21 protein-coding genes are annotated in these 26,223 nt (G+C 71.4%); 11 read left to right on the forward strand and 10 right to left on the reverse strand.

Annotated features, from left to right (window positions below; translation table 11 throughout):
• The coding region (locus G3I40_RS09960) for a heparinase II/III family protein (RefSeq protein WP_203643752.1) at window positions 1-840 on the forward strand (840 nt) is incomplete at its 5' end.
• A 29-nt stretch (window positions 841-869) separates the two neighbouring features.
• On the opposite strand, the gene G3I40_RS09965 is transcribed toward G3I40_RS09960, so the two are convergent.
• Entirely contained in the window at window positions 870-4,955 is a 4,086-nt protein-coding gene (locus G3I40_RS09965; RefSeq protein ID WP_164301790.1) for a discoidin domain-containing protein, read from the reverse strand.
• A gap of 220 nt (window positions 4,956-5,175) precedes the next feature.
• Window positions 5,176-6,522, reverse strand: a complete 1,347-nt coding sequence (locus tag G3I40_RS09970; protein ID WP_164301791.1) for an FG-GAP and VCBS repeat-containing protein — start codon at window positions 6,520-6,522, stop codon at window positions 5,176-5,178.
• A gap of 347 nt (window positions 6,523-6,869) precedes the next feature.
• Here G3I40_RS09970 and G3I40_RS09975 point away from each other — a divergent pair, with 347 nt between their 5' ends.
• Entirely contained in the window at window positions 6,870-7,550 is a 681-nt protein-coding gene (locus G3I40_RS09975) for a DUF4232 domain-containing protein (protein ID WP_164301792.1), read from the forward strand.
• 229 nt (window positions 7,551-7,779) lie between these two features.
• Here the strand turns inward: G3I40_RS09975 and G3I40_RS09980 are convergent, their stop codons facing one another.
• Window positions 7,780-8,019 (reverse strand): hypothetical protein, encoded by a 240-nt coding sequence (locus G3I40_RS09980; protein ID WP_164301793.1) that lies wholly within the window; start codon window positions 8,017-8,019, stop codon window positions 7,780-7,782.
• A gap of 77 nt (window positions 8,020-8,096) precedes the next feature.
• Window positions 8,097-9,362: an FAD-dependent oxidoreductase gene (locus tag G3I40_RS09985; RefSeq protein ID WP_164301794.1), complete on the reverse strand. Its 1,266-nt coding sequence runs from the start codon at window positions 9,360-9,362 to the stop codon at window positions 8,097-8,099.
• A gap of 73 nt (window positions 9,363-9,435) precedes the next feature.
• Between G3I40_RS09985 and G3I40_RS09990 the strand changes: the two genes are divergently transcribed.
• Window positions 9,436-9,996, forward strand: coding sequence for a TetR/AcrR family transcriptional regulator C-terminal domain-containing protein (locus tag G3I40_RS09990; RefSeq protein WP_164301818.1), 561 nt, complete (start codon window positions 9,436-9,438; stop codon window positions 9,994-9,996).
• 61 nt (window positions 9,997-10,057) lie between these two features.
• Here G3I40_RS09990 and G3I40_RS09995 read toward each other — a convergent pair whose 3' ends face one another.
• Together G3I40_RS09995 and G3I40_RS10000 are read right to left on the reverse strand one after the other, a co-directional pair.
• Complete coding sequence (locus tag G3I40_RS09995) at window positions 10,058-11,326, reverse strand: hypothetical protein (protein ID WP_164301795.1); 1,269 nt, start codon at window positions 11,324-11,326, stop codon at window positions 10,058-10,060.
• Between the two features lie 111 nt (window positions 11,327-11,437).
• The gene (locus tag G3I40_RS10000; protein ID WP_164301796.1) at window positions 11,438-12,094 is read right to left on the reverse strand and encodes a TetR family transcriptional regulator; all 657 of its coding nucleotides are present in this window, start codon (window positions 12,092-12,094) and stop codon (window positions 11,438-11,440) included.
• Window positions 12,095-12,216: 122 nt separating this feature from the next.
• Between G3I40_RS10000 and G3I40_RS10005 the strand changes: the two genes are divergently transcribed.
• The 7 genes from G3I40_RS10005 to manD all read left to right on the forward strand — a co-directional run bounded on the left by G3I40_RS10005 (window position 12,217) and on the right by manD (window position 20,264).
• A complete protein-coding gene (locus tag G3I40_RS10005; RefSeq protein WP_164301797.1) occupies window positions 12,217-13,446 on the forward strand; it encodes an NAD(P)/FAD-dependent oxidoreductase in 1,230 nt (409 codons plus the stop codon).
• Between the two features lie 66 nt (window positions 13,447-13,512).
• Window positions 13,513-14,163 (forward strand): DUF3159 domain-containing protein, encoded by a 651-nt coding sequence (locus G3I40_RS10010; RefSeq protein ID WP_164301798.1) that lies wholly within the window; start codon window positions 13,513-13,515, stop codon window positions 14,161-14,163.
• A 768-nt stretch (window positions 14,164-14,931) separates the two neighbouring features.
• The gene (locus G3I40_RS10015; protein WP_164301819.1) at window positions 14,932-15,720 is read left to right on the forward strand and encodes a FadR/GntR family transcriptional regulator; all 789 of its coding nucleotides are present in this window, start codon (window positions 14,932-14,934) and stop codon (window positions 15,718-15,720) included.
• A gap of 148 nt (window positions 15,721-15,868) precedes the next feature.
• Window positions 15,869-17,188, forward strand: a complete 1,320-nt coding sequence (locus G3I40_RS10020; RefSeq protein WP_164301799.1) for a sugar ABC transporter substrate-binding protein — start codon at window positions 15,869-15,871, stop codon at window positions 17,186-17,188.
• The gene (locus G3I40_RS10025; RefSeq protein ID WP_164301800.1) at window positions 17,188-18,150 is read left to right on the forward strand and encodes a sugar ABC transporter permease; all 963 of its coding nucleotides are present in this window, start codon (window positions 17,188-17,190) and stop codon (window positions 18,148-18,150) included. Before G3I40_RS10020 ends, G3I40_RS10025 begins: the two co-directional genes overlap by 1 nt.
• The gene (locus G3I40_RS10030) at window positions 18,147-19,001 is read left to right on the forward strand and encodes a carbohydrate ABC transporter permease (RefSeq protein WP_164301801.1); all 855 of its coding nucleotides are present in this window, start codon (window positions 18,147-18,149) and stop codon (window positions 18,999-19,001) included. Before G3I40_RS10025 ends, G3I40_RS10030 begins: the two co-directional genes overlap by 4 nt.
• Before the next feature lie 48 nt (window positions 19,002-19,049).
• A complete protein-coding gene (gene manD / locus G3I40_RS10035; protein WP_164301802.1) occupies window positions 19,050-20,264 on the forward strand; it encodes a D-mannonate dehydratase ManD in 1,215 nt (404 codons plus the stop codon).
• A 35-nt stretch (window positions 20,265-20,299) separates the two neighbouring features.
• Here manD and G3I40_RS10040 read toward each other — a convergent pair whose 3' ends face one another.
• Both G3I40_RS10040 and G3I40_RS10045 read right to left on the reverse strand, forming a co-directional pair.
• The gene (locus G3I40_RS10040; RefSeq protein ID WP_164301803.1) at window positions 20,300-21,598 is read right to left on the reverse strand and encodes an FAD-dependent oxidoreductase; all 1,299 of its coding nucleotides are present in this window, start codon (window positions 21,596-21,598) and stop codon (window positions 20,300-20,302) included.
• A 45-nt stretch (window positions 21,599-21,643) separates the two neighbouring features.
• On the reverse strand, window positions 21,644-22,504 hold the full coding sequence (locus G3I40_RS10045) for a helix-turn-helix transcriptional regulator (protein ID WP_203643755.1): 861 nt from the start codon (window positions 22,502-22,504) through the stop codon (window positions 21,644-21,646).
• Between the two features lie 240 nt (window positions 22,505-22,744).
• Here G3I40_RS10045 and G3I40_RS10050 point away from each other — a divergent pair, with 240 nt between their 5' ends.
• Window positions 22,745-23,689, forward strand: a complete 945-nt coding sequence (locus G3I40_RS10050) for an SDR family oxidoreductase (RefSeq protein ID WP_164301804.1) — start codon at window positions 22,745-22,747, stop codon at window positions 23,687-23,689.
• Here G3I40_RS10050 and G3I40_RS10055 read toward each other — a convergent pair.
• Together G3I40_RS10055 and G3I40_RS10060 are read right to left on the reverse strand one after the other, a co-directional pair.
• Window positions 23,602-25,251 carry a cation acetate symporter gene (locus G3I40_RS10055; RefSeq protein WP_164301805.1) on the reverse strand — a complete coding sequence of 550 codons (1,650 nt, stop codon included), beginning with the start codon at window positions 25,249-25,251 and terminating at the stop codon, window positions 23,602-23,604. The genes G3I40_RS10050 and G3I40_RS10055 overlap by 88 nt on opposite strands.
• A 196-nt stretch (window positions 25,252-25,447) precedes the next feature.
• Entirely contained in the window at window positions 25,448-26,095 is a 648-nt protein-coding gene (locus G3I40_RS10060) for a TetR family transcriptional regulator (RefSeq protein ID WP_164301821.1), read from the reverse strand.
• Window positions 26,096-26,223: the final 128 nt, after the last annotated feature.

Below are 26,223 nucleotides of genomic sequence, written 5' to 3' on the forward strand. Positions count from 1 at the left end.
ACGGGCGGGCCGTTCGACCTGCGCCGCGTCTCGGACGCCCTCTTCGACACCGACTGGCAGGCCGCCGGGCCCGCCCGCTTTCCCTTGCCGCAGCGCCACTGGCTGCCCGACACCCAAGTCCTTGTCACCCGCGCGGCGGCAGGCAGCGAGCGCGGACTGCTGCTCGCGGCGAAGGGCGGCCACAACGACGAGAGCCACAACCACAACGACGTCGGGACATGCATCGTCGCCGTGGACGCCCGCCCGTTGCTGATCGACGTCGGCGTCGGCACGTACCGCAAGGAGACCTTCGGCCCGGAGCGTTACGGGATCTGGTCGATGACCAGCGCGTACCACAACGTGCCGGTCGTCAATGGTCTCGGCCAGCCACCGGGAGCGGCCTTCCGGGCGACCGACGTCATCCACCGCCACCACCCGGACGGCGACGAGCTGACGTGCGACATCGCCGCGGCCTACCCGCCTGAAGCCGGACTGACGCGCTGGCAGCGCACGTTCCGCCTCGTGCGCGGCACGGACGACGAGGAACGCGTCGAGATCGGCGAGGCCTGGAGCTGTTGCGCCGCTCCCGACGCGCTGGCGCTGCACCTCCTGGTCGCCGGCGCCGTGGTCCTCCCGGGCGGTGGCGGCCGAGCCGTGGTCGCTCCCCCGACCGGGCGCGGTCTGAGCATGCACTGGGACGCCGAGGCGTTCACCGCCTCCGTGGAGGAGATCCCGCTCACCGACCGGGCGTTCACCCGCGTCTGGGGCCCGGCCGTCCACCGGCTCGTCCTCACCGCCCGCGCCCCGGCGGCCGAGGGCGGGCACACCCTCACCGTACGGCCGGACTCCGGCCGGGACTGACCCGGCCGGAGGGCGCCGCTGCGCCGCGCTCAGGCGTGCCGGGCGGCCGACGCGGAGTTGTACGCCTGCGCGCGCAGTTCCAGCCGCTCCCCCGTCGTCGCCGACGCGGGCCACGACAGTGTCACCTGCTGTGCCTCGCCGGGCAGCAGCCACAGGTAGTTGTGGCTGTAGAGCGTGGGGAGCACGCGGTGGCCGCTGTGTGCCTCGCGCAGGGAGAGGCGCGTCATCGCGGCGACCGCGGAGCCGGTGTTGCGGACCGTCGCGGTCAGCTCGCGCCGGTCCCCCGAGCGCGAGAGGCGCGGCGCGGAGATCGCCAGCCGGGTCCGGTCCATGCTGCCGAGCCGCTTCATCGCCTCCGGGGTGCGGTGGCGCCAGTACGTGTTGGCCGACACCGTCCGGCCCTTGGCGTCCTGCAGCGTCAGGCGCAGCACGTGCAGGTCGGGCAGCGCGTCCGTCCACGGCACCGGGAACAGTTCCTCGGTCTTCGTCGCCGCGGCGATGTCCACGGTCTGCGTGCGCACGCCGCCGAGACGACGGCCGGTCAGGTCGTACAGGGCGGCCGTCACCTTCGCATGCTTCAGGGCGGCGCCGGTGTGGTTGACCGCGGTGACCTGCCAGGTCGTCGGATGCGCCTGGACGTGCAGCGGCTCGCACGCCGAACGGGCCCCGTAGTAGGTGCCGTTGACGTCGAAATCGTAGTCGTACGTCTGCCAGACCGTGCTGTGCCAGGCCGGGTGCGACATCCACAGCATGAGCCCGGTGGCGTCGTCCCACAGGTGCGCGTTCCACGCCTCGAACATGGCGCGGGTGTTCTCGTAGTTGACGAACTGTGCCTTGCGCGCGAAGTCGTCGAGGTCCTCCGCCTCGCCCAGCCGGGTCTCGATGGCGGCCTTGTAGTTCTGCGGGGCCTGGTTGCCGCGCTCGCTCCAGTCGTGCAGGTACCAGGCGCCGCCGATCGGCCACTCGGGCTCGTCGCCGGTCATCTCGCGCAGGCTCTCCGCCGTGGAGACGACGGGCATGCCGATCTCGGTGTGGAAACCGAAGTTCCTGCTGCCGTACGTGCCGGCGTCGAAGTACTTCTCCGGTTCCACGTAGCCGTAGGGGCCGCCGCCGGTGACGATGCCGCCCGCGGAATTGTTCTGGTAGAGGATGCCGGGAGCCACGCCCTCGACGGCCTTGCGCATGCCCTCGTCGATCGCGGCGGGCGGGTCCCCCTCGTTGGCACCGCACCACAGGACGATGCTCGGGTGGATCCGGTAGCGCAGGACGGTGTCCGCGGCCTGCGCGTTGAAGGTGTCGTGGTCCGGCGGGTCCATCGCCCAGGCGTTGGGGAAGTCGTTCCACACCAGGATGCCGTGCTCGTCGCAGGCGGCGAAGAACTCCTCGCGGTCGCTGCTGCCGACCCAGTTGCGGATCATGGTGAAGTTCATGTCCCGGTGCATGCGTACGGCGGCGTCCATGCGCGCGGCGGGCATCCGGCGCAGCAGCTCGTCCCAGCCCCAGTTGCCGCCGCGGGCCAGCACGCGGACGCCGTTCACGCTGATCTTGAGCGGGTCGGGCTCGTTGGAGACGGTCTCGACGTCCGTCCACTCCTTGGCGTCGTCGGACACCTGGATCGTGTACGTCTTCGGGTACGCGCGCTCCCACAGCAGGGCCACCCGGTCGAACTCGCGGGCCTGCCCGAGGTCGACCTGGATCCACTGGTCGTCCTCGTACGCGGAGCCCCATCGCGTGCTCGGGTCGCCGTCGGTGGCGTTCGCGGCGGGCTTGTCGTCCTCCTGGGTGGAGGCGGTCACCTTTTGGTGAAGGGCGAGGTCCGTGCCGGCGTCCTTCGAGGAGAACGCCGACAGCGACCACAACGAGACGCCCCAACTGGTGTTGCGCACACCGCAGTTGATCCGCAGGTAGCGGGCCGTCCGCGCCGGGATGTCGCGCACCTGGAGGCTGGCGTCACTGTTCCCGAACGGCAGCGGAAGCCCCGTGTTGTCGACGGACGCGGCGTCGTGCCAGCTCGTGCCGTCGGTGGAGACCTGGACCGTGAAGGTACGCGCGTACGCCTTCTCCCACAGCAGGTCGACGCGGTCGACGGACCGGGCGGCGCCGAGGTCCACCTGGATCCACTGGTCGTCGGCGAACTCCGAGGACCAGCGGGTCGACGTGTCGCCGTCCGTCACGCAGCGGGCCGCGTGGTCGGCGGTGTCCGTACTGGAGGCGTCCGCCGGGGCGTTCAGCGCGAGATCGGTGCCGGGGTCGCGGCTGTCGAGCACCGACAGCGACCACAGGGAGAATCCCCAGTCGGTGCTGCGCGCCCCGCACTTGACGCGGACGTAGCGGGCGTCGGTGCGCTCGATCGGTACGGACTGCGGGCTCGCGTCGTCGCTGCCGCCCGTACCGAACGGCAGCGGCACGTCGTATTCGTAGCCGAACTGGCGGATGCCGAACCGGGTGCGCCGCCGGTCGCTCTGCTTCCCGGCGACGGACGCGGTCAGCGTCAGGTCGTGCAGTGCGGCGTCGCCGAGGCCGTTGGGCCACCACAGGCGGGGGCTGCGCAGCCGCAGTTGGGCGAATTCGTCCGGCGCGAACACCACCTCGGTGCTCTTGCCCGCCGCCACGTCGACGCTCTTCGCGACGCGCACACCGTCGAAGGCCGCGGACACCCGCACGGACCTCTTCGCCCCGTCGGCGTTGTGCACCGGGACGACGAGGGTGAGCTCGGCGACGGAGGTGTCGGGCAGCTTCGGCAGCACGGTGTCGACCCGCGGATCGCCCAGGACCGCCGCGCCCGTGCTCCGCAGCCGCACGTGGTTCCAGATGCCGGCGGCGCGGTCGCGGACGGCAGGCATCCAGTCCCAGCCGGACGACGCGAGATACGTCGGCGAGTTCTTGTTCATGGTGTCCGCGCCGGCGTCCACCCAGGCCTCACCCGCCGGACCCTTGTCCCCGGGGCTGCCCGGCACGGGCATCGGCGTGATGCGGACGGCGAGCACGTTCCGCTCGCGGGGTTCGAGCGCGTCGGTGACGTCGAACGCGGCGCGGGCGAAGGGATGCGCCAACGCGCCGACGCGGGTGCCGTTCAGCCAGACCTCGGCCTCGTGGTTGATGCCGTCGAACTCCAGACGGACGCGGCGGCCGCCGGTGAGTACGAGGTCCGAGGGGACGGTGAACTCGCGGCGGTACCACCAGGCATGGCGGGACAGCGCCTCCGGGATCTCCAGGTTGTGCAGGCCCGCGACGGGATCGGGCAGCTTGCCCTGGTCCACGAGCGAGCCGAGGACGGTGCCGGGAACGGTCGCCGGGAGCCAGCCGTCCGTGTCCACGCCGTGCCGCGACAGGTCGGCGCCGTCGCCGCTGCCCGCCCAGTCGTCCATCGTCAGCAGCCAGCCCGACTCCACCGGCACGGTCCCGTCGGCCGCCACCCGCAGGGCCGGGGCGTCGTGGTGGCGCCGGCCCCAGTCCGTCCAGCCGCTCGCGGCCGGGCGGTGCCCCGAGGCCTTGCCGTAGACCGCGAATCCGTTCAGCCCCAGCGGGAGCGCGCTCGACCGCTTGAGGGACGTCATGCGCACCCAGCGCGCCGTGACGGGGTCGGCCAGCGGGATGTCGACCGCGCCGCCCCGACCGTCGGTGGTCCGGTGCACGGTGGTCCACGTCGTGCCGTCCTTCGAGGTCTCCACGGCGAAGGACGTGGCGTAACTCGACAGGATCTCCTTGCCCGTCGTGCCCGAGCGCGGGTTGCCCGTCGTCGGGGGTTCGAAGACGGGGTCGCCCGCGGCGGCCTCGAACGTGAGCCGGACGGACGTGATCTCGCAGAGCGCCTGCAGGTCCACCGAGATCCACTGCGGGTCGCCCGACGCCGCCCGCCAGCCGCTGCCCCGCACGCCGGGCTCGGACAGTCCGTCAACGGCGAACGCGCCGGGCGTCGGTGCGTAGTCCGTCGACGAGACCCGCACCGGGCGGTGGGCGGCAAGCTCGCCGGGCACGCCCGGCGCACTCCCGGCAGGCCGTGCGCCGGCCGCCACCGCGGGCGCCTCAAGTCCGAAGCCCGCGAGCAGAGTGGAGCCTGCGGCGATGAACCAGCGCCGTGACGGACGTATCGCCCGGTCGTTCCGATCGGTCATGAAAACTCGGGTCCCCTCAAGAACAAGGAGGCATGACAACGTTGCCATCCAGGTGGCCATAGATTCCGCGCGTGATCGCTTCCGTGTCAAGAGGCGCGCACGGCTTCGTCCCGCTCGAAGTCGCAAGAACTCCGGCCGGCTGCGGGCGTGCTGCTCGGTGACAGCGACGGTCGCCGGTGGGCGACGGCCAGGGGCGGCGGCTTCGCCGCCTCGTCGGTGTCTACGAACCTTGGCTCTTGGCGGGGTTGAGCGGGAAGGACGCCTCGTCGCGGTCCGTGCCGTCGGTGATCCACCACCTGTCCCCGCCGAACAGGGCCAGTTCCGCGCGGCCGTCGCCGTCCCAGTCGTGGGCGTCGAAGAGCACGCCGTCGCTGGGGCCGTCGTCACCCGGCGCGGTGCGCTTGGTGGCGCACCACGGCTTCGACCCGAGCCCGTGCTCGGACCCGCCCCGCAGCACCTCGATCCGCGCGTCCCCCGCCTCCTTCTTCTTGGTGAGCTGGACGGCCAGGTCGTCGCAGCCGTCGCCGTTGACGTCTGCGGCGGCGAGTTCGCTGCCGAAGCCCTCCTTGAAGTCGCCACCTTCGATGGTGACCCACTTGTCCGGGTCCTTGCCGTAGCGGACGCTGATCTGACCGCGCCGGTGCGGCGTGTCGTCCTCGTCGTAACTGGCGACGAAGCTCCTGCCGACGGCGGTGTCCTGCCGGCCGTCGCCGTCGAAGTCGCCGAAGGCGACGTTCTCACCCTCCGGCAGCCGTTCGGGCTCCTTGCTCAGGCCGCCGGCGGTACGGGCGCCGCCGGTGAACAGCAGGGGCGGCTCCCCCGGGGAGTCGTAGAGCGCGAGATCGGTGGCGCGGTCGTCGTTCGCGTCCCCGGCGACCAGCGTGGGCGTCGCGCCCTTGTGGACCGGACTGGGGATCCGCACGGTCCGGGCGGGGTCGCCCGAGCGTGTGAACGGCCCCTTGAGGACGACCAGTTGGCCTTGTGCCTCGCCCGAGTCCTTGAAGACCGTGAGGTCGGTGTGGCCGTCCCCGTCGAAGTCGCCGGCGATCGGCGCGGTGTGGTAGCCGCTGCCCGGCAGCGGGACGCGCCCGTGCGGCCCGTCGGCCTGCGGGCCCTTGGGGCCTCCCCACACGACCTGAGCGGCGCTGCTGACGACGAGGTCGGCGTGGCCGTCCTCATCCAGGTCGGCGACCGTGGGCTGCAACGGGTCGTCGCCCACCTGGATGTCGTCCGGCACGCCGAGGTCGTCCTGGGTGAGGACGGTCGTGCGGTCTTGGTCAGGACCGCGCGCGGAGCCGGGCACGACGACCACGTCGACCTTCAACGACCGGGAGATCTCGTGCACCAGATCGACGGAGCCGTCCCCGTCGAGATCGGGGGTCGCGGGCGCGTCCTCACGTGCGGAATCGACCGGTCGGCAGGGACTGCCGGATACCGGGCGCACGCCGTCGTCGGCCGGGAGGAGAAAGACGAACGCCACCACCGCCACCACGACGAGAGAGGCCACCACGGCGTGCCACACACGCAGGTGGCGAAGGATCGGACGGCCTGTGGTGGGAGAGTACATCAGCCCACCTCACAGGCGAGGAAACGGGCCGCACAAGGAAGTGGATCATTCTGTTACGCGGGTGATGCACGGCGGCCCGGCAGCATCGGAACGTCCACCACGGAGTCGCCGACCGCAGCAAGCCGACGGATCCTTCGGCCCACGGCAGGCTCCACGCCACGGGGCCAGGAAGGCGAACGCCGACGTCTCCACCCGGCGATGACACGGGCCGCAGCGAGCCATTTTGACGGACCGTTACGGCGAGACGCCTGTGACAGAACGAAGACGTCGTGGGGCACTGCCTGTAACTCGGTGCGAGATACAAATGGTTTCGACCAGATGCACCACGCACCTCCTGGGGGAACACCATGAAGTACACGCGCATCACCGCCCTCGCCGCCCTCGGCGTCGCCACCACCCTCTCCCTGACGGCCTGTGGCGGCGGCGACTCCGCGAAGGACTCGTCCTCCAAGGGTTCCTCGTCCTCGTCCTCGTCCGCGCCTGCGTCCTCCTCCTCGGACGACGGTTCGCAGTCGCAGACCGGTTCGGGCTCCGGCGACTCGAAGGCCGACAACACGAAGACGGACTCCGGCACCGACTCCGGCACCGATGCCGCGAACGGTGCGGCCGGGGCCAGCGGCAAGGCCACGTTCTGCAAGACGGAGGACCTGGCCATCGATGCCCAGTACGCCGCGGCAGGCGCGGACGAGGGCCGGATCAACATCACCATGATCAACCGGGGTTCGACCACCTGCTCGGCGACGGGCTTCGCGGGCGTCGACATCAAGGACGAGGACCACACGTCGAGCCCGATCGAACGCGGGCCGGCCCAGCCGCGCGTCACCACCTTGAAGCCGGGCGACGCCGCCGTCTTCGACCTCGCCTACCCCATCGACCACACGGGCAAGAGCCTCGCGTCCCCGACCGACATCATCGTGACGCCCCCGAACGAGACGCACTCGGTGACCCTGGACTGGCCGGCCGGCGCCGGGGCGATCAAGGGCGCGTACCCCGACGTTCAGGTCTACCCCACGCATACGGCCGAGTAGGACCCGGAGCGGCATCGCCTCCGCTCACCAGGCTCTGCCTCGTTCGCGCGGCGGGCCGGCCACCACGCCGCGCCGGTCCGCCGGACAGCGGCCGAAGACGAGGGCCGGGCACGACGAACTCGCGTGCCGCTACGAGGAAACCGTCCTCGTAACGGCTCTCGACCGACACAACCACCGGGCTGGACCGTCGTGTTGAAGGTAGAGGACAAGGGCGGCGCGAAAGCATCCGTCACCCGGCGGCCGTCGCCGGCCAGCGCTCCCGTTCCGCGAGGTGCAGCACGAGGGCCGCGATGTTCCAGGCGTCGTCCTCGCCCCTGTGGTGACGGCCTTCGAGCGGCAGTCCGGCGATCTCCAGGGCCTGTGCCATACCGGGGATCTCGCTGACCTGGCCGGGCGGTTGGGGACCGGCCCAGCAGGTCGCTTCGACATCCACGACATTGACGAGGCGATCGGTGCGGGCGCTGTCCATGACGGGAAGCGTAGGCACGCGCGGAACCCGGGGCACGTGGCTTTCCGGGCCGCCCGCCCCGATGCGGCGCTCCCCGCTCAGCCGGCGTGGAGGCGGTCGACGTGCGTGAGGTCCGGATACCGCGGCAGTTTCCAGTCGCCGCCCCTGTCCTCCTTCGCGTAGCGCGCGACGAGGTCGGGGATGCGCAGGAAGCAGGCCAGTGCCGTGACGGTGTGGAAGGCGCCGATGGCCCACTGGTTCTTGGGTATGCCCACGCGCAGAAGGTGTGGTTTGACCTCGGCCTGGATCTCGTCGACGAACGGACGCAGCGTGGTGTCGTAGCGCGCGAGTGCCGCGGGCAGGTCGTGGGGGGTGCGGCTGATCTCGCCCGCCAGGACGTACGCACCGACCAGGCCGCCGGATATGCCCATGCCGCTGTACGGAGACGCGCAGTGCGCCGCGTCACCGACCAGGGCGACGCGCCCCTCGGACCAGGTGTCGGCACGCACCTGCACGACTTCCTGGGAGTAGAAGCTCTCCGTGGCGTCCATTCCCGCGAGGAAGCGGTCCGTCTGCCATCCCGCGTCGCCGAACCGGTCGGCCCAGAACTCCTTCTGCCGTTCGACGGGCTCGCGGTGAACGGCGGAGGCCTCCTCGGATTCCTCCCGCAGGACGAAGTAGACCTGAGTCTCGGTCGGATTGTGGCTGCGTCGCATGATCATGCGACCGCCGGGGGCGTTGTAGGTGTCCCGGATGCGAGTGTCCGCCGCCGTGCGCGGGACGAACCAGTACGCCATGTGGATGCCGACGCGCCAGTACGGGTCCGGCCCGGGAGGCAGGATCGCACGGCGGGTGCGCGATCCCTGGCCGTCCGCGCCGACAAGGAGGTCGTACGCGCCGGACGAACCGTCGGAGAAGTGCGCCACCACGCGCTCCGCGTCCTGCTCGAAGCGGTCGACGCTCACGGCGAACACGTACTTCACGTCCTGCCGGGTCGCCTCGTGGAGGATGCGCACCAGGTCACCGCGCATGATCTCGTACTCGGACGTCAGGCTCTGCCGGCCCTTCCCCGACGTGTTCGCCATGATCGTCGCCCGCGCCCTGCCCTCGGCGTCGACGAAGGCGACCCCCGCTTCGTCGACGAGCTTGCCCCGGACCTCGTCGAGCAGTCCCATGCGTCGGATGGCGTCGATGCCCTGGCCGCGCAGGTCGACCTGGGCGCCGCTCGCCCGCAAGGCCGGGAAACGCTCCACCACGGTCACCTCGTGACCGTCCCTGGCCAGCCAGTACGCGAGTGCCTGACCGGCGACGCCTGCGCCGCAGATGAGGACCTTCAGGGAACGGGTTTGCGCTGTGCGAGCCACGACACGCACCTTTTCTATCGGCGATAGGTACTTTTGCAGCGTGGCCTATCACCGATAGGTTGTCAACGTGAAGATGAACCGCGAAGCCGTGGTCGACGAGGCGCTCGACCTGCTCGACGAAGTCGGCCTGGACGCCGTCAGCACCCGACAGCTCGCCAGGCGACTGGGCGTGGAACAGCCGTCGCTCTACTACCACTTCAAGAACAAGAAGGAACTGCTCGGCGCCATGGCGAGGGCCGCGATGGCACCCCACGTCGCAGTCGCCGCGCCGGAGCCCGGAGATGACTGGCGCGACTGGTTCTTCAAGGACACGCGAAGCTTCCGCCGCACCCTGTTGATGCGCCGCGACGGCGCGCGCCTCCATGCCGGGAGCAGCCCGGAACCGGCCGACCTCGAACGGATCGGCCGCAAACTGGACTTCCTGATCGCCGCAGGCATCCCCGAACACCACGCACAAATGGCCGTGCTCGCCGCCGGCCGGTACACCGTCGGCTGCGCCCTGGAGGAACAGGCCGACGTCGGCCTCGGCGACATCGCGGGCCGGCCGGGCGTCCCGCTCCTCGCTCACGAAGCGGCCTTCGAGGCGGGCCTGGACCTCATCGTCGGCGGCCTGGAACGCCGGATCACGCAGTAGACCGCGGCGCGCGTGGGGCCGACCGCGCCCTGCGGGCTTTCGGCCGGGAGGTGTCCGCGGCTCAGACGACGCGGAAGTCCTTGGCGTCCGGGAACGTCACGTGGGTGCAGCCGCGCCGAGTGGTGATGTCGTCGACGTAGGCGCGGAACAAGGCGGAGAGCGTCCGGTTGTCGAGCACTCCGTCGTAGTTGTAACTGGAGGTGAGTGTGTGCAGGGCCGGCTTGCCGTCGCACACCGACGACGCCCACCAGATGCCCTTCAGCTTGCCGCCCGCGGAGCCCGGTTCGATGAGCACCTCCCGATCCGGGCCCGAGTCCTTATAGCCGACCGTGTCCGCCTCGGCTCCGAAGTAGGAGGCGGTGCGCAGCCACCACGGCGAGTGGGTCAGCGCGCTGCGGGCAGCGGAGCGGTCGTCACGGTCCAGACCGGCCGCGATGCGGGAGACCTGCTGGGGGCCTACCGCCATCAGACAGGTCTCCTGGGGATTGGCTGCTCGCGCGGGCGTGTCCAGTACGCGGTCCGGGAGTCGGCCGCGGCCCCGTGCGGCGAGGTGGTCGGCCAGCCATTTGCAGGTGCCGGTGGCCGTCCTCGCTGGGCGCAGCGCGGTGGGTGCGGCTGCCAAGTGGTCGGGGAGGGCGGGCAGGTGCGTGGCGCAGCCGGTCCTGTCGGCGAGCGTGCGCACTGCCGTGCGGGCGAGTGCGGCCAGCCGTTCGCGGTCCGCGCCGGAGACGGGGGCGTAGGCGGCGCGTGTGGTGACGGTGAGCAGGGCCGGGGCCGAGGAACGGCTGCTGGGGCCGCATTCGGCGCGCACGGTGGCGTAGGAGTCCCCGTACCAGCCGAGCGTGCCGTCGCCAAGCGGTCGCGGCTCCGCGCGCGCGGCCACCGCGGTGACGTCAGCGCGCCGGCCATCGGTGCGTGCGACGCCCCTGCGGGCGAAGTAGTCGAAGGGGCTCTCCGGGTTCCCGAGCTCGTCGCCGATGACGTGGGTCGGCGCCGCCGATCCGTCGGGCCCGGTGATGTCGCCGCTCCTGCGGGCCTCCAGGGTGAACAGGGCATCGTTCGCGTCCGGTCCGGTGACCCGGTAGACGGTGCACGCGCCGGACGGGTAGTCCGGGACGAGACCACCTTTGTACGCGTGGACGCGGACCATGCCACCGCGCAGGTCCATCACCGCGACACCCGGCACCAGATCACTGCACGCCGTGGCGATGGCCCGCTCGCTGGACGCCCGGTCCCGGAAGTCGTCGACCGTCAGCCATCCCCCGTACAGGCTGAGTCCCAGCCCGGCGTACGCCGTCCACCGCCACAGCCGTATCCACCCCGTGCGCACGCTCGCTCCCCCGTAGTCCCTGCTGTTGCGCGGCTGTCCCGCACCGGGCACCGAGCGTAGAGGATCGTCGGGTGGGCTCCTGGGCCCGGGCGCGACCGAGGCCCTCCGGCGTCACGGTGCGGCGGGAGGCGTGGCCAAGTGCTCGACGAGGCGCGCGACTTGCTGGGCGAACGCCTCCTGGAAGTCGTCGCGGTCGGCGTCCGCGCCGAAGATCTGCCGGGCGACCTGGGGCAGCAGTACCGGCGCGCTGGCCATGGCGTACAGCGCGAACAGAAGGTGCCCGGAGTCGAGGTCCGCGGGGAATTCACCGGCCGCCTGACGGCCGCGGAGCTGATCGACGACACCGCGCATGAAGGCGGCCCGGCCCTGGCCGTGCCGGTCGATGTCCGTGTGCTCGCCGGCCTCGGGGGTGTCGCCGAGGCCCTCCCAGGCGAGCAGGCGCGTGATGTCGGCGTTCCGGCCGGTGATGCGCACGTAGTCCGCGGCGATATCGCTCAGCGGCCTGTCGGCGGCCGGCAGTGGGTCCAGAGCGCTGGTGCCGCGTTGCAGGACGGCTTGGTAGAGACCGGCCTTGCCGTCGAAGTGGTACGAGATCAGCTGCGCGTTCACCCCCGCTGCCTTGGCGATGCGCGTGACGCGGGCGCCGGAGTACCCGTGCGCGCTGAACTCGCCGACGGCGGCACTGATGATCCGCTCCCGCGTGCGGCCCGAATCTCTGCGGCGGTCCGCCTCCTGAGGAGCCCGACGTGGGCGCTTGTCCATTGCCATGGCTGCAGAGCATAGCCTCCCACCTCGCATTTCAACCACCCATGTGATTTGTCATTCATCTGTTTGACATTGTCATCAAGATGAATGACATTGTGGGGGAGGGAACGGACGAGGGAGTGGGCATGAAGGTTCTGGTCATAGGCGCCGGCCTGGGCGGTCTCGCCCTGGCGCAGGGGCTGCAGCGCGACGGCGTCGACGTGCAGGTCTTTGAACGTCGCTCGGATCGCACGGTGGGGCTGCAGGGGTACGGACTGCACCTGAACGAGGCGGGCTGCGCCGCGCTGCGGGAGTGCCTGCCGCCCGCGATCTGGGCGGAGATCGACGCCGATGCCGGGTACGCCGGCAGTACGGCGGGCTTCTACGACCACCGGCTGCGGCCGCTGACGCGGGTCGGCAACGGCCGCCAGGGCAGCCGTCGCTCGATCAGCCGCCTCGGCCTGCGCGACCGCCTGCTTGAGGGCATGCCCGCTCAACGGGTGCGCTGGGGCAAGGAGTTCACGCACTACGAGCAGATGCCGACCGGGCAGGTGCGCGCCCACTTCGCCGACGGCACGCACGCCGACGGAGATCTACTGGTCGGCGCGGACGCGAGCAACTCGCGGGTGCGCCGGCAGTATCTGCCCGACATCGCCCGCCAGGACACCGGCGTGCTCACCATCGCCGGACGCACTCCCCTGACCGCCCGGGCCACCGCCGGACTGCCCGCCGAGATCCTCGACGGCACGCCGAACAGCATCGTGCCCGCGGGGTCCGGCTGGATGTTCGTCTGTGCCTGGCGCACCGGCACTCCCCCGCCCGTCGAGCACTCCGCACCCGCCGCCGACGGCTCCTACGTGGTGTGGGCCTACATCGCTCACCATGCAGCGCTGCCCCCAGAGGTGACGCAGTGGACGCCGGCCGCCCTGAGGGACCTGGCGCTCTCCCGCATGCGCTCCTGGGCACCCGCGCTGACGACCCTGGTCGGCGCGTGCGACATCACGTCCGTCGCCCCGGTCACCCTGCGCAGCATGCCCGAACTGACCGCCTGGCCCTCCAGCAACGTGACGCTGCTGGGCGACGCCATCCACAACATGACCCCGATGGCCGGCGTCGGCGCCAACACCGCCCTTCGGGATGCCGCGGAACTGCGCCGAGCACTGCGCGACGTCACGAGCGGCCGCCGTGACCCGGTGGCGGCCGTAGCCGCCTACGAGACGCGGATGCGGGCGTACGCCAATCCGGCGGTGGCCGCCTCGCGGCGCAACGCACGCAACGCGGGCTCGTCAGCCCGCCTGCCGCGCACCGCCTTTCGCACCCTCCTGCGGGCCGCCGACCGCGCGCCGCCCCTCAAGCGGGCCATGTTCGCCTCCTGACCACGCCCCACCGACCACGAAGAGATGACAATGAACAGGAACCGTTCCGGTAGCAAGATGGTCAGCGTGAGCCCCGCCGATCATCCGCCTTCCCTTCCCCCGCAGGCCCCTGCCTCCGGCGCCCGCCGGAGCGGCCGGGGGCAGAAGGCGGCCGGCGTACTGGTCGCGGCCCTTCCCACTCTCGCGTTCCTCGTGGCCAACGCCGTGGCGTCGCTGACCGCGGGGCTGATCGCCGCCGCGACGGCGGCCGTGGCCGCGTTCGCATGGCGCCTGCTCCGCAAGGAGAAGCTGCGCCAGGCCGTCATCGGCCTGGCCATGGTCACCGTGTGCGCCACGGTCGCGGCGCTGACCGGTGAAGCACGCGGCTTCTTCCTCGTACCCGCCCTGATCCCGTTCGTCGTCCTCGGCGTCTGTCTCACCAGCATCGCGGTCAAACGCCCCCTGACAGGCATGATCCTGAACAAGGTCAGCGGCGGCCCGGACGACTGGCGCTCCGTGACGCCCCTGCGGCGCGTCTACACGGTGTCGACCTGGGTCTGCATCGCCGTCAACATCGTCAACGCCGCCCTACAGGTCATCTACTACCGCGGCGACGAACCCGTCGTCCTCGGCATCGTGCACATCGCCACCGGCCCCGTCTTCGCCGCGATCGTGGCGGGCACCATCGCCTTCGCCCGCCGGGCCATGCCCGCCCGCACCGCCCCCGCCGGCCCGTAGCGCTCCCTCGAAGGACCTCGGCGGCCGGGCACCGGCATCGCCCTCCCACATCTCGACGACGCGGCGCGCCGCCCGCGCGTACTGTGCGGCCCGTGACGCGGGATCGTCGAGGACATCGCGCTCGCGCGTGCACTCCCACTCGACCTGGGCCGCCAGGTCCACCAACTCCTGCGCACTGTGCGGCGCAAGCCGGTCGGTCCGCAAGGAACCGAGCATCCGCTCCAGGACGTCCCGTCGCTCGGGTGCGGCGTGCCGTACCGCGTCGACGAAGTCCGGCGGCAGCGTGCGCGGGGCCCGGACGGCGGGCGCGTACAGCACCTCCCCCGTGTCGTCGTCGGTCACCGTGAACCGGCCGACAGGGCGCAGCAGGTGCACGCGCCCGTCGTAGCGGGTCAAGGTCAGCTCGACCGTGCCGGCACCGTCCGCCTCGACGTCGCGGACCGCCCCCTGGTACCGGCTCGCGCCGCCGGGGCGTTGCCCCTCGCTCCTCCAGCGGTCGTCGAGGGCGACTCGGCGGCCACGCAGCGCGGCCCAGTCGACCGCCGCCGGGTCACCCGGTGCGGTACTGCTCACGGCTCCTCCAACTGCTGGTGGGTCAGGGACACGACGCACTCCCACAACTACACGCACCGGGCGCGCACACCGGGCGTCACACGCGCGTACGGGCCAGGTCGGGATGCGGGTCCACCGGCGGGAGCACCTGCGGGCCCCGGCCGGCCGAGCTCCGTGACCGGCGGGTGTGTGCGGGAGGGCGGCCTGTACGCTGCGCTGGTGCAGCCTGCTTCCTCCTCCGCATCCTCGACGCCGGGTTCGGCCGCGCCGGCCCAGCGCCGGCTCCTGACGGAGCGCATCGCGCGCGAGCTGGAGCACGACATCCGGTCGGGAAAGATCGCCGCAGGGGTGAAGCTGCCCTCCGAACGCGAGTTGGCGTCCCAGTTCGGCGCCAGCAGGAACGTCGTGCGCGAGGTACTGCGCCGGCTGGAGGCCCAGCACCTGATCGACGTCGCTCCGGGCCGCGGTTCGTTCGTACTCGAACAGGCGTCGGGGCATGCCAGGGTGTACGACGCGCTGTACCGCGCGGGCCGGCCCACCGTGCGGCAACTGATCGAGGCGCGGCTGCCGCTGGAGACCGAGACGGTGCGTCTGGCGGCCGAGCGCGCGAGCGACGCGGACATCGCCGCCCTGCGCACCGCGCTCAATGCCGTGCAGGCGGCGAACGACGTCGTCGTCAAGGCCCGGGCCGATGTCGCGTTCCACGACGCCATCGCGCAGGCGAGCGGGAACTCCGTCCTGCGCATCATGCTCTCGTCGATCAGCGGGATGATGTTCGAGATGATGCTCCGCTCGAACTCCGACCCCTCGATCGGTGAGCCGGGGGTCCCGCACCACCCCGAGATCTTCGAGGCGATCGCGGCGCGCGACGCGGATCTTGCGTGCGCGCGGATGCGCGAGCACCTGACTCTCGGGCTGCGCACCTACGGTCGGGACCTCGATCTCCAGGTGGACACGATGGCTCGGCACCACATCGCCTCGCTGCTGGACGACGCCGAGGGCTGACGCGACCGCGCGCCCTTGCCTCCCTGATTCTCTTCCCACCAGGCCTTGTTCGCCGTGGATCTCTCCTGTTAACTACTGCCTGGTCCAACTGGTCCTACCAGTTGGACCACTGCATGGAGAACGACAGCACAGAGAGAAGAGGACGACGATGTCCCAGAGCGGCGAGCTCCTCAGCCGGCGCTCCTTCGGCAGGCTGGCGGCAGGACTGGCGGGAGCCGCCGGAACCGGAGCGCTCAGCGCGTGCACGAGCGGGCGCGGGCGGCCTTCGGCCGACACCCCCCTGCGGATCATGGCGATCAACCACGTGTGGTCCCAGGCGGTCCGGCGCCGCACGAAGGAGTTCGAGGAACGCATCGGACGCCGGGTCTCGATGACCCTGCTCACCGCCGACCAGTTGACCAGCAGCTACAACGTGAAGCTCAACGCCTCCGGCACCGATGTCGACGTCATGATGGTCCGCGCGCTGCAGGACCAGTTGCTCTTCGCCCACAACGGCTGGCTCGCCGATCTCAGCGACCGCGTCGCGGACGACGCCCGGTTCGCCTGGCGCGACTTCCAACCGGCGCCGCGCGCCGCCTCCGTGACGCAGGGCAAGATCCTGAGCGTCCCCGTCGTCACCGAGCGCCCCACGCTCTACTACCGCAAGGACCTCGTCGAGGACCTCGGCGGGCCGCCGCGCACCCTCGAAGCACTGATGTCCGCGTCCGAGGAACTCGCCGCGCACAAGAAGGGGTTGTACGGGTTCGTGGGCCGCGGCCAGCGCAACGGCGCGGTCTCCCAGTGGTCGAGCTTCCTGTACTCGCACGGCGGCGACTTCGTCGTGGACGGCAGGTCCGCCATCGGCACGCCCGAGGCGCTCGCCGCGTACGAGTACTACGGGAAGCTGCTCGCACGGACCGGCCCGCCCGGCGCCACCAACATGAGCCTCGAACAGGCCATGCCGATCTTCGCGCAGGGCAAGGCCGCCTTCTACGTCGACGCGGACGCCATCTACAGCAGCTTCCTCGACCCGAAGGTGTCGACGGTGCAGGACACCGTCGGCTTCGCCCCCTTCCCCGCCGGTCCGGCCGGCGCGAAGCCGCACAACATCCCGTCCTGGAGCCTGGGCATCAACGCGTTCTCCCTGCTGCGCGACGACGCCTGGCAGTTCATCAAGTGGGCCGCAGGACCCGAGATGTCCAAGGTCCTGCAGACGGAGGGCATACCGGGCGCCCGCGCCTCGGTGTGGTCGGACGCGAAGACGCTCGCCTCCTTCCCGCCGGACCTCGCCGAGGCGATGCGGCTCAACGCCGAGCGGGGCCGGGGCTACGACCGGCCCCGGGTGCTCCAGGTGGGCCGGGCCCGCGACATCGTCGGCCGGCCGCTGGTCGCGGGCATCCTCGGCCAGTCCGTGGCGCCCGTCGCCCGTGACGCCGACGCCGAGTTCGCCGACTTCCTCGTCCGCGACAACCGCCACAAGGAGTCCTGATGGCCACCGTGCAGACGTCCGGGGCCCGCCCTGCCACCCGGCCGCGCGGCCTCTCCCCGCGCCGGGACCGCCGCCCGCGCACCTTCGAACAGGCCAACCGGCGGCTGAAGTGGACGATGCTCGCCCCCGCCCTGCTCTTCGTGGGCCTGATGATCGTCTTCCCGCTGGCCTACACCGTCGGCCTCAGCCTGAGCGACGCCTTCGGCGCGGTGAACGCGAGGACCGGGTTCGCCGGGCTGCGCAACTTCGCCGACGCCCTCGGTGACACCCGCCGGTTCTGGCCCGCCGCCCAGCGCACGCTGGTCTTCACGGTGGGCGCGGTGTTCCTGGAGACGGTCCTCGGCCTCGCCCTGGCCATGCTGATGCGCAAGCCGTTCCGCGGCATGCGCTGGGTGCGCACCGTCCTGGTCATCCCGCTGCTCACGACGCCGGTCGCGATCGGCATCCTGTGGCTGCTGATCCTGGACCCCACCAACGGCATCGCCAACCACCTGCTCACCCAAGTCGGCCTGCCCCCGCAGGAGTTCCTCGGCTCGGTGAGCCAGTCGCTGCCCACCCTGATGCTGATCGACGTCTGGCAGTGGACCCCGATGATGACGCTCCTGCTGCTCGCCGGCCTCACCACGCTCCCCGAGGAACCGGAAGAGGCCGCACTCGTCGACGGTGCGGGCCCCTGGCAGCGCTTCCGGTACGTCGTCCTGCCCATGCTCGGCCCGACACTGGCCACCGCCCTGGTGCTGCGCGCCGTCGACGCACTCAAGACCTTCGACATCCTCTACGCCACGAAGGGCCCCGGCGGCGGCTCCGACTTCGAGGTGGAGACCCTCAACGTGTACGCGTACGGGCTGACCTTCGACTACCAGGAGTACGGCCTGGCCGCCGCCGTCCTCGTCCTGTTCACGCTCTTCATCGTCGGCGTCGTGGTGCTGCTGCGCCGCCGGGGCGGAAGGAAGACCGCATGAGTGCCACCGCCACCCCCGCCCCCGCGACGACGGCGAGGCGACGGCGCCGCACCCTGTCCTGGCTGCGGGGCGTCACCATCGCGCTCGTGTCGCTCGTCTTCGTGCTGCCCGTGGTGTGGATGTTCGCCGCCGCGTTCAAGACCAACGTCCAGGTCACCGACCCCACCGTGGGCCTGTGGTTCTCCCCCACCCTCGACAACTTCCGCGGCATCGTCGAGGACGGGCAGATCCTGCGGTCGATGGGCAACTCCCTGCTGGTCGGAACGGTGTCCACGGTGCTCTCCGCGGTCCTCGCGGTGCCGGCGGCCTGGGCGGTGGGGCGGTTCGCGATGCACCGCACGGGGTCGGTGATCCTCGTCGCACGCATCGTCCCGGCGATCTCCCTGCTCGTGCCCTGGTACTACCTGTTCGCCAAGATGGGCCTCGTCGGCTCCTACACCGTGCTGATCCTCAGCCAGATGTTCGTCTCCGTCCCGCTCATCATGTGGATCATGATCAGCTTCTTCGCGGGGCTGCCGGTCGAGCTCGAAGAAGCCGCCCGCACCGACGGGCTGAGCGCCTTCGGCGCCTTCTGGCGCATCTCGCTCCCGCTCGCCGCGCCGGGCACCGCGACCGCCTCCCTGCTCGCGTTCGTCTTCAGCTGGAACAACTTCATGTTCGCGCTGGTCTTCGCCGACGACCGTACGCAGACCGTCCCGGTGACCCTGTTCCACTTCATCTCCTACGCGAGCACCGACTGGGGCGGCCTGATGGCCGCCGCCACGCTCATCACCGTCCCCGTCGTCCTCGCCGCCGTCCTCGGACAGAAGTACCTGGTGGCCGGGTTGACCTCGGGTGCCACCAAGGGCTGACCGACCCTCAGTCCCGCATTTCGCCACCGTCGGCAAGAAAGAGCCACCATGAAGATCGTCGACGCGAAGGTCGTCGTCACCAGCCCCGGCCGCAACTTCGTCACCCTCAAGCTGACCACCGACGAAGGCCTGACGGGCCTCGGCGACGCCACGCTCAACGGCCGCGAACTCTCCGTCGTCAGCTACCTCCAGGACCATGTGGCGCCGCTCCTCATCGGCCTCGACCCGCACCGCGTCGAGGACACCTGGCAGTCCCTGTACCGCGGCGCCTACTGGCGCCGCGGCCCGGTGACGATGGCCGCGATCGCCGCCGTCGACACCGCCCTGTGGGACATCAAGGCGAAGGCGGCCGGGCTCCCGCTCTACCAGCTGCTCGGCGGCGCGAGCCGCGACCGCGTCGCCACCTACGGCCACGCCAGCGGCCGCGACATCCCCGAACTCCTGGACTCCGTACGGGCCCGCCTCGCCGCCGGTTACCCAGCGATCCGCATCCAGTCCGGAATCCCCGGCCTCAAGGCGGTGTACGGCGTCACCAGCACCCGCGACGACGGCTCTTCCGTCCTGCACCAGCAGGCCCGCCCCCTGGTGGAGGACTGGGACACCGACGCCTACCTGCGGCACACCCCCACCGTCTTCGAGGCCGTACGCGCGGAGTTCGGCCCCGAACTCCCCCTCCTGCACGACGCCCACCACCGCCTCACCCCCATCCAGGCCGCCCGCCTCGGCAAGGACCTGGAGCCCTACCGCCCCTTCTGGCTCGAGGACTGCACGCCCGCCGAGAACCAGGAGGCGCTGCGCCTGGTGCGGCAGGGCACCTCCGTGCCGCTGGCGATCGGCGAGGTCTTCAACACGGTGTACGACTACCAGACGCTGATCAGCGAGCAGTTGATCGACTACGTCCGCTCCGCGGTCACCCACTTCGGCGGTGTCACGCCGCTGCGCAAGCTCTTCGACTTCGCCGCGCAGTACCAGATCAAGAGCGCCATCCACGGCCCCGAGGACATCTCCCCGGTCGGCATGGCCGCCGCCGTCCACCTGGACCTCGCCGTGCACAACTTCGGCATCCAGGAGTACTCCGGCCACACCCCGCTCACCGAGCAGGTCTTCCGCCACGCCTACACCTTCACCGACGGCCACCTGCACCCCGGCGAGGCCCCCGGCATCGGCGTCGACCTCGACGAGGACCTCGCCGCCGCCCACCCGTACAAGGCCGCCTACCTTCCCGTGAACCGGCTGCAGGACGGAACGGTGCACGACTGGTGAGCAGCGGCTCCTTCCCGGCCCCGGCCGGGAAGGAGTCACCCCATCACCGTGCCGGAGCTCGCGGCGTTCACGGAGCGACGGCGTGAGAACGCGCCGAGGTCGATCGTGGTCCCGGTGCGCCCGGCCGCGTAACGGACAGGAACGAGGTCGTGGTCGGCGCCGCCCTCGACCTCCTCGATGAGCGTCCGCATGAGCAGGCCGACGAGCGGCGCGTTCTTGAACTGGTTGCCGCTCGTGCCCATCGCGACGTAGAAGCCGTCCAGGTCGGTGCGGTCGTAGATCGGCGTCCAGTCGTCGGCGACGTCGTACACCCCTGCCACGCCCTTGGCGCGGTGCGGCACCGTCAGATCCGTCAGACGCCGGGCGGCACGGGTGACGTGGGCCTCGAAGACGGCCGCCGTGGGAGCGGGGCTCGCCGCGTCGGGGTCGTCGATCCACTCCACGGGATCGCACTCCGGCTCCGTACCCCCGACCAACAGGCCGCCACCGCTCGCGCCGCGCATGTACGTGCCCAGGTCCATGTCCGCGATGCTGATGCCCACCCCGCCGGGCCCGGCGAAGCCCTCGGGGGCGCTGACGTAGGCCACCTCCTGCCGCATCGGCCGGGTCCCGATGGTGAAGTCGCCGCCGACTCCGGCGAGTTCGTTGACCTTGCCGGACCAGGGCCCGGCGGCGTTGACCACCGTGGAGCAGGCGATGCGGGTCCCGTCGTCCATCATCACCGCGGCAACCCGTCCGTGACGGACGTCGACGCCCGTGACAGCGCGCCTGAGCGAGAATTGCGCCCCGTGGAGCCGTGCGGCATCGGCCAGGTTCTGCGCGGCGAGCTGCGGGTCCGTGACGTACCCCGCGTCGGGTGTCCAGACCCCGCCGAGGGTGCCGACGGCGTCCTTCCAGAACGCCTCGTCGTCCAGTCGTCTGGGCGGCCAGTACCGCCCGGCGTCGATGCCCGCGACGTGCGCGCGCAGGTCGGCGCTGTCCCACTCGTCGTACTGGATCCCGATCTCGTCGAACAGCGGGAGGTACAGCGAGCGGGGTGCCACGTCGGCGTCGAGCATCACGAGGCCACTGCGCTCGAAGCGGGCCAACTCCCCCACGTCGTGGCCGAGGTGCTCCGGCCAGTGCGTCCACAGCGCGGCCGCCTCCCAGGACGCCGCGACCCCCGCGTACGTGGAGAAGTTGAAGCGGATCACCGCGCTGGACGCGCTGGTGGAGCCGAGTCCCACTCCACCGGCCTTGTCGACGACGGTCACGTCCCGTCCGGCTCGCGAGAGTTCGAGAGCGATGGCGCTCCCGATCACGCCGGCGCCCACGACGACGACATCCGTTCCCATACCGCTGCCTCCTGGCTCGCCCGGGGCCGCTCCCCCGCGCGGTCGCTATGCGTAGGGGGCCCGCCGGGCGAGCTCCTGCGTTCCTATGACCGACAGCAGCTGCAGCTTCTCGTGGCTTTCGCTGCCGGGAGTGGCGGTGTAGACGATCAGCAGGTGCGACTGGTTCGGGTCGACGAGGGTCTGGCAGTTCAGCTCCATCGCGCCGACCTCGGGATGGACGAAGTGCTTCACGTCGCTCGGCCGGATCCCGATCTCGTGCGCGCGCCACACCTGCTGGAACTCCTCGCTCCGGTCGAGCAGCAGGTCGACGAGGTGGGCCGCGCGCGAGCCGGGTCCGCGCAGCGTGGCCACCCCGCGCAGTCCCGAGACGAACATGCGGGTGAGGAAGGCATGCTCCTCGGGAGCGTAGAGACGACGCGTGGCGGGGTCGGTGAACCACCGGTAGCCGATGCTGCGGGCCGGACCGCTGTAGCCGGTCAGGTCACCGGTGAGTGCCACGGCCGGCGGCGTCTGCCGCAGTGTTTCGCCGAGCTCGGTGACGATCTCCGCGGGTGTGTCCTGGAGGCGGTCGAGGATGCGTACCAGGCCGGGGCCGATGTGCTCACTGTCCGCGCCGCGCGCGGGCGGGGGGTGACCGGCGAGCCGGAACAAGTGGTCGCGCTCGTCGAGGGAGAGGTGCAGCCCCTGTGCGAGGGACGAGAGCATCTGCCCGGACGGCTGAGGTCCGCGCTCGCGTTCGAGCCGCGCGTAGTAGTCGGTCGACATGTGGCTCAGGGCGGCCACTTCCTCCCGCCGCAGCCCGCTCGTCCTGCGGTGCCGCCCCCGTGGCAGACCGACGTCCTCCGGCTGCAGCGCCGCCCGCCGACTCCGGAGGAACTCCGCCAGTCCGGTCCGGTCGATCACCATGCGTGCCTCCCTCGATGCTCCTTTCTACCGTCCTCGCCACTCGTGGGCCACGGACTGTCGATCCCCCCTTCAGCCGTTGCCGCCGCCGGGACGGTGGCCGAGGCTTGGTGGGGAACCCGCCGGGACGGTGGCCGAGGCTCGGTGGGGAACCCGCCGGTCCCGTCCGCGGACCGAGCGGCCTCGACGCCGAGGGCACCGGTCACGGCGGTGGAGGCACCGACACGACCCTGGAGTGGGCACATGCCACGCGAACCCCTGGACCTCACCGTCCCCGATCTGTCCGGCAAACGGGCGGTGATCACCGGAGCCAGCGACGGCATCGGGCTCGGCATCGCCACGAGGATCGCCGCGGCCGGGGCCGAACTGCTGCTGCCCGTACGCAACCCGCGCAAGGGCGAGGCGGCGCTCGCCACGATCCGCCGGGCCGTGCCCGAGGCGGACGTGTCGCTCCGGGAACTCGACCTGTCCTCGCTCGCTTCCGTCGAGGCCCTGGGCAAGACCCTGCGGGAGGAGGGGCAGCCGATCCACCTCCTCATCAACAACGCCGGCGTCATGACCCCGCCCGAGCGGCAGACGACCGCCGACGGGTTCGAGCTTCAGTTCGGCACCAACCACCTCGGCCATGTCGCCCTGGCGGCACATCTGCTGCCGCTGCTGCGCTCCGGCCGAGCGCGGGTGACGTCCCAGGTCAGCATCGCGGCGGACCAGGGTGCCATCAACTGGGACGACCTGAACTGGGAGCGCTCCTACGACGGGAGGAAGGCGTACAGCCAGTCGAAGATCGCGCTCGGGCTCTTCGGCCTCGAACTCGACCGGCGCAGCCGGGCCCACGGCTGGGGCATCACGAGCAACCTCTCCCATCCCGGTGTCGCTCCGACGAACCTGCTCGCCGCCCGCCCGGAGGTCGGCCGCGCCAAGGACACCATGGGGGTGCGCGTCATCCGGGCGCTGTCGGCGCGCGGCGTGCTCGTCGGGACGGTCCGCAGCGCGCAGCTTCCTGCCCTGTATGCCGCCACGTCCCCCGAGGCGCAGCCAGGCGCCTTCTACGGACCCCGGGGGTTCAGGAATCTGGGTGGCCCTCCCGGGGCGCAGAAGCTCTACTCACGGCTTCGCGGCACGGAGGAGGCCGGGCGCGTGTGGCGGGTCTCCGAAGAACTCACCGGCGTTTCCTTCCCCGGCAGTTGAGACGTGCGGCGCTTCACGGGCGGGCGCGCCGTCGCACGGTGCGTACGCCCGATGAGGCCGAGCAGGAACCCGACGGGGATGGTGATCAGTCCCGGCGTCTGGAGCGGGAACCAGTGGACGTCGTGGTCGGGGAAGACCGCGATGGGCGTACCGGTGGCGGCCGGGGATCCGGCCAGCAGCACCACGATGAGCGGCAGGGTTCCGTAGACGGTCCAGCGCACGCCTCGCGCCGAGTACCCCGGCAGGAAGAGCGCGTACAGCAGGACCGGGGCGAGTACCGAGGCGCCGACGGCGAACGACAACGAGATCAAGGTCAGTCTTCCGCGGTCCGCGAGGACGGCCGCCAGTACGACGGCGGCGGCTCCCACCAGCACGATGCCGACCCGCGCCCGCCTGATCTCCCCGGCCGGCGTCCAGGTCGCGGCGCGGTGCGCGGATGCCTTGCGGAAGTCGCGGGCGATGCTGGAGGCGGCCGCCAGCGTGATGCCTGCCACGGCCGCGAGGGTGGTCACGAAGACGGCGCACGCGACGATCGCGAACAGCACGCTGTGCCGGGCGCCCCCGGTCACCGGATCGAGCGCGCCAGTCACCATGAGCAGGGCGGTCGCTCCCCCGGGGTCCGCGGCCCGCACGGCGTCCCGGCCGACGAGGGCGCAGGCCCCCAGCCCGGCCACCACCACCCCGGAGCACACCACGGCGACGGGGCCCACGGCCCAGCCGACGGCACGCCGTGCGGTCCGCGCGTCCCTGAGCGGGTGCAGCCGCATGGTCAGGTGCGGCAGACAGGCAGCGCCGATGAGGAGGGTGCTCTGGAAGCTGATCAGGTCGAGGCGGCCGGCCAGGGAGTGGCCGAAGTGGAGGCCGGGTCGGGCGTAGTCGGCGCCGGCTCCTGAGCCGTGCCGGGCGGCGTCGAACAGCGCCGGCGGGGACCAGCCGTACCGGGACAGGACGATCCCGGCCAGCGTCACCAGGACGCTGAGGGCCACACCGACCTTGAGGATCTGTACGTAGCCGACGCCGCGCATGCCACCGACCGCGGCATAGCCGATCATCAGGGCGCCGCCGGCCGCCGTGCAGCCGGTGAGCGCGCCGCCGGGGAGGCCGAACATGGCGGCCATGATGCGACCGGCCGTGGTGAGCTGCACCAGGAGCAGCGGGGTGAGGACCACGAGGCTCGCGACGCCCAGCGCCTTGCGTACGGACGGGTCGCCGAGCCGGTCGGTGAGGAAGTCCCCCAGGGTGAACACGCCGCTGCGGCGCAGCTGGGGGCCCAGGATCCGCATGACCAGGTAGAGCGAGAGGACGGTGGCGCCGGCGAAGAGGATGCCGTCCGTGCCGTCGAGGGCGACCGCTCCCGTGGTGCTGAGCAGGGTGGCCGCGGAGAGGTAGTCGCCGGCGATGGCGAGCCCTCCGCCGACCGGACCGAAGGCCGCGCTGCCGCCCGCGTAGAAGTGCTCGGGGTCGTCCAGGTCGGCCGCCGCGAGTCCGCACAGCAGCAGGGACACGGCGACGAAGCCGAGGAAGACGACGAGGGCGAGGGACTGCCCGTCGCCGCCGGTCACGGCCGGTGCTTTCGCGCGGCCGGTCCGCAGCGGTGCGTCAGGGCGTCGGCTGCCGGGGTCGAGCGGGATCCAGGGGACATGCCGGGCATGGCATCAGCGGCCCGGGGGTGCGTACAGGGGCGAGGGCGTTCCGGCGGCGCGCGCACAGCAGGTCCGGCGCCGTGCTGTGCGCGGGCACAAGCGGTGCGGTGGCGGCTCAGGCTCCGGCTTGCAGGCGCAGGCCCGTCAGCGTCAGTTCCAGCGCCGAGCGGAACTGGTCGATGTCGTCGTGGCCGTCGAACTCCTCGACGATCTCGTGGACGAACGGGAAGTCCTCGGCATCGAGCTCCCGCCATGTCTGGGCGAATTGGCCGAGGAACTCGTCGCGGTCCACGGCGCCGCCGAGTACCTCCTGGGGCGGCTCCTGCCCCAGGTCGACGGCAGAACCGATGACGACCCCCACGATGGCGGACACGGCGTGAAATCGCTGGAGCGCGCTGAGGTCGAGGCGCAGGGTCTGCTGCCCGAGGCGCTCGTACAGGCGCAGGGCGTTGCCCTGGACGTCGGTGTTGCGCATGAAGTAGGCGCCGAGCCAGGGCCGCTCCACGATGGCGTCGAACAGGGTCAGGGCCATCGCGCGCAGGTCGTCGATCGGGTCGTCGCTGCGCGGAAGCTTTTCGACGTCGGCCAATACGGTGCCGATGACGTGGTCGGTGGCGCGGTCGAGCAGTTCGTCCTTGCTGGCCACGTACCAGTAGATGCTGGCGACGCCGCCGCCGAGGCGCTGGGCGAGCGCCCGGAACGTGAGCGCGGACGCTCCGGCCTCGTCGAGCAGGGCCACCGCCTCGGTGAGTACGGACTCCATCGAGTGCGAAGCGCGTCGGCGCCCCTTGGCGGGGCGGTTCTGCGGGCCTGCCATGGCTTCATCCCATCAGTTTTGCATCGGACCGAACGTTGTTCTATCGTATCTCATCGTACGTTGTTCGATAGCCG

Origin of the sequence: Streptomyces sp. SID14478, assembly GCF_010548525.1 — a bacterium.
In the GTDB taxonomy this organism is placed as follows: domain Bacteria; phylum Actinomycetota; class Actinomycetes; order Streptomycetales; family Streptomycetaceae; genus Streptomyces.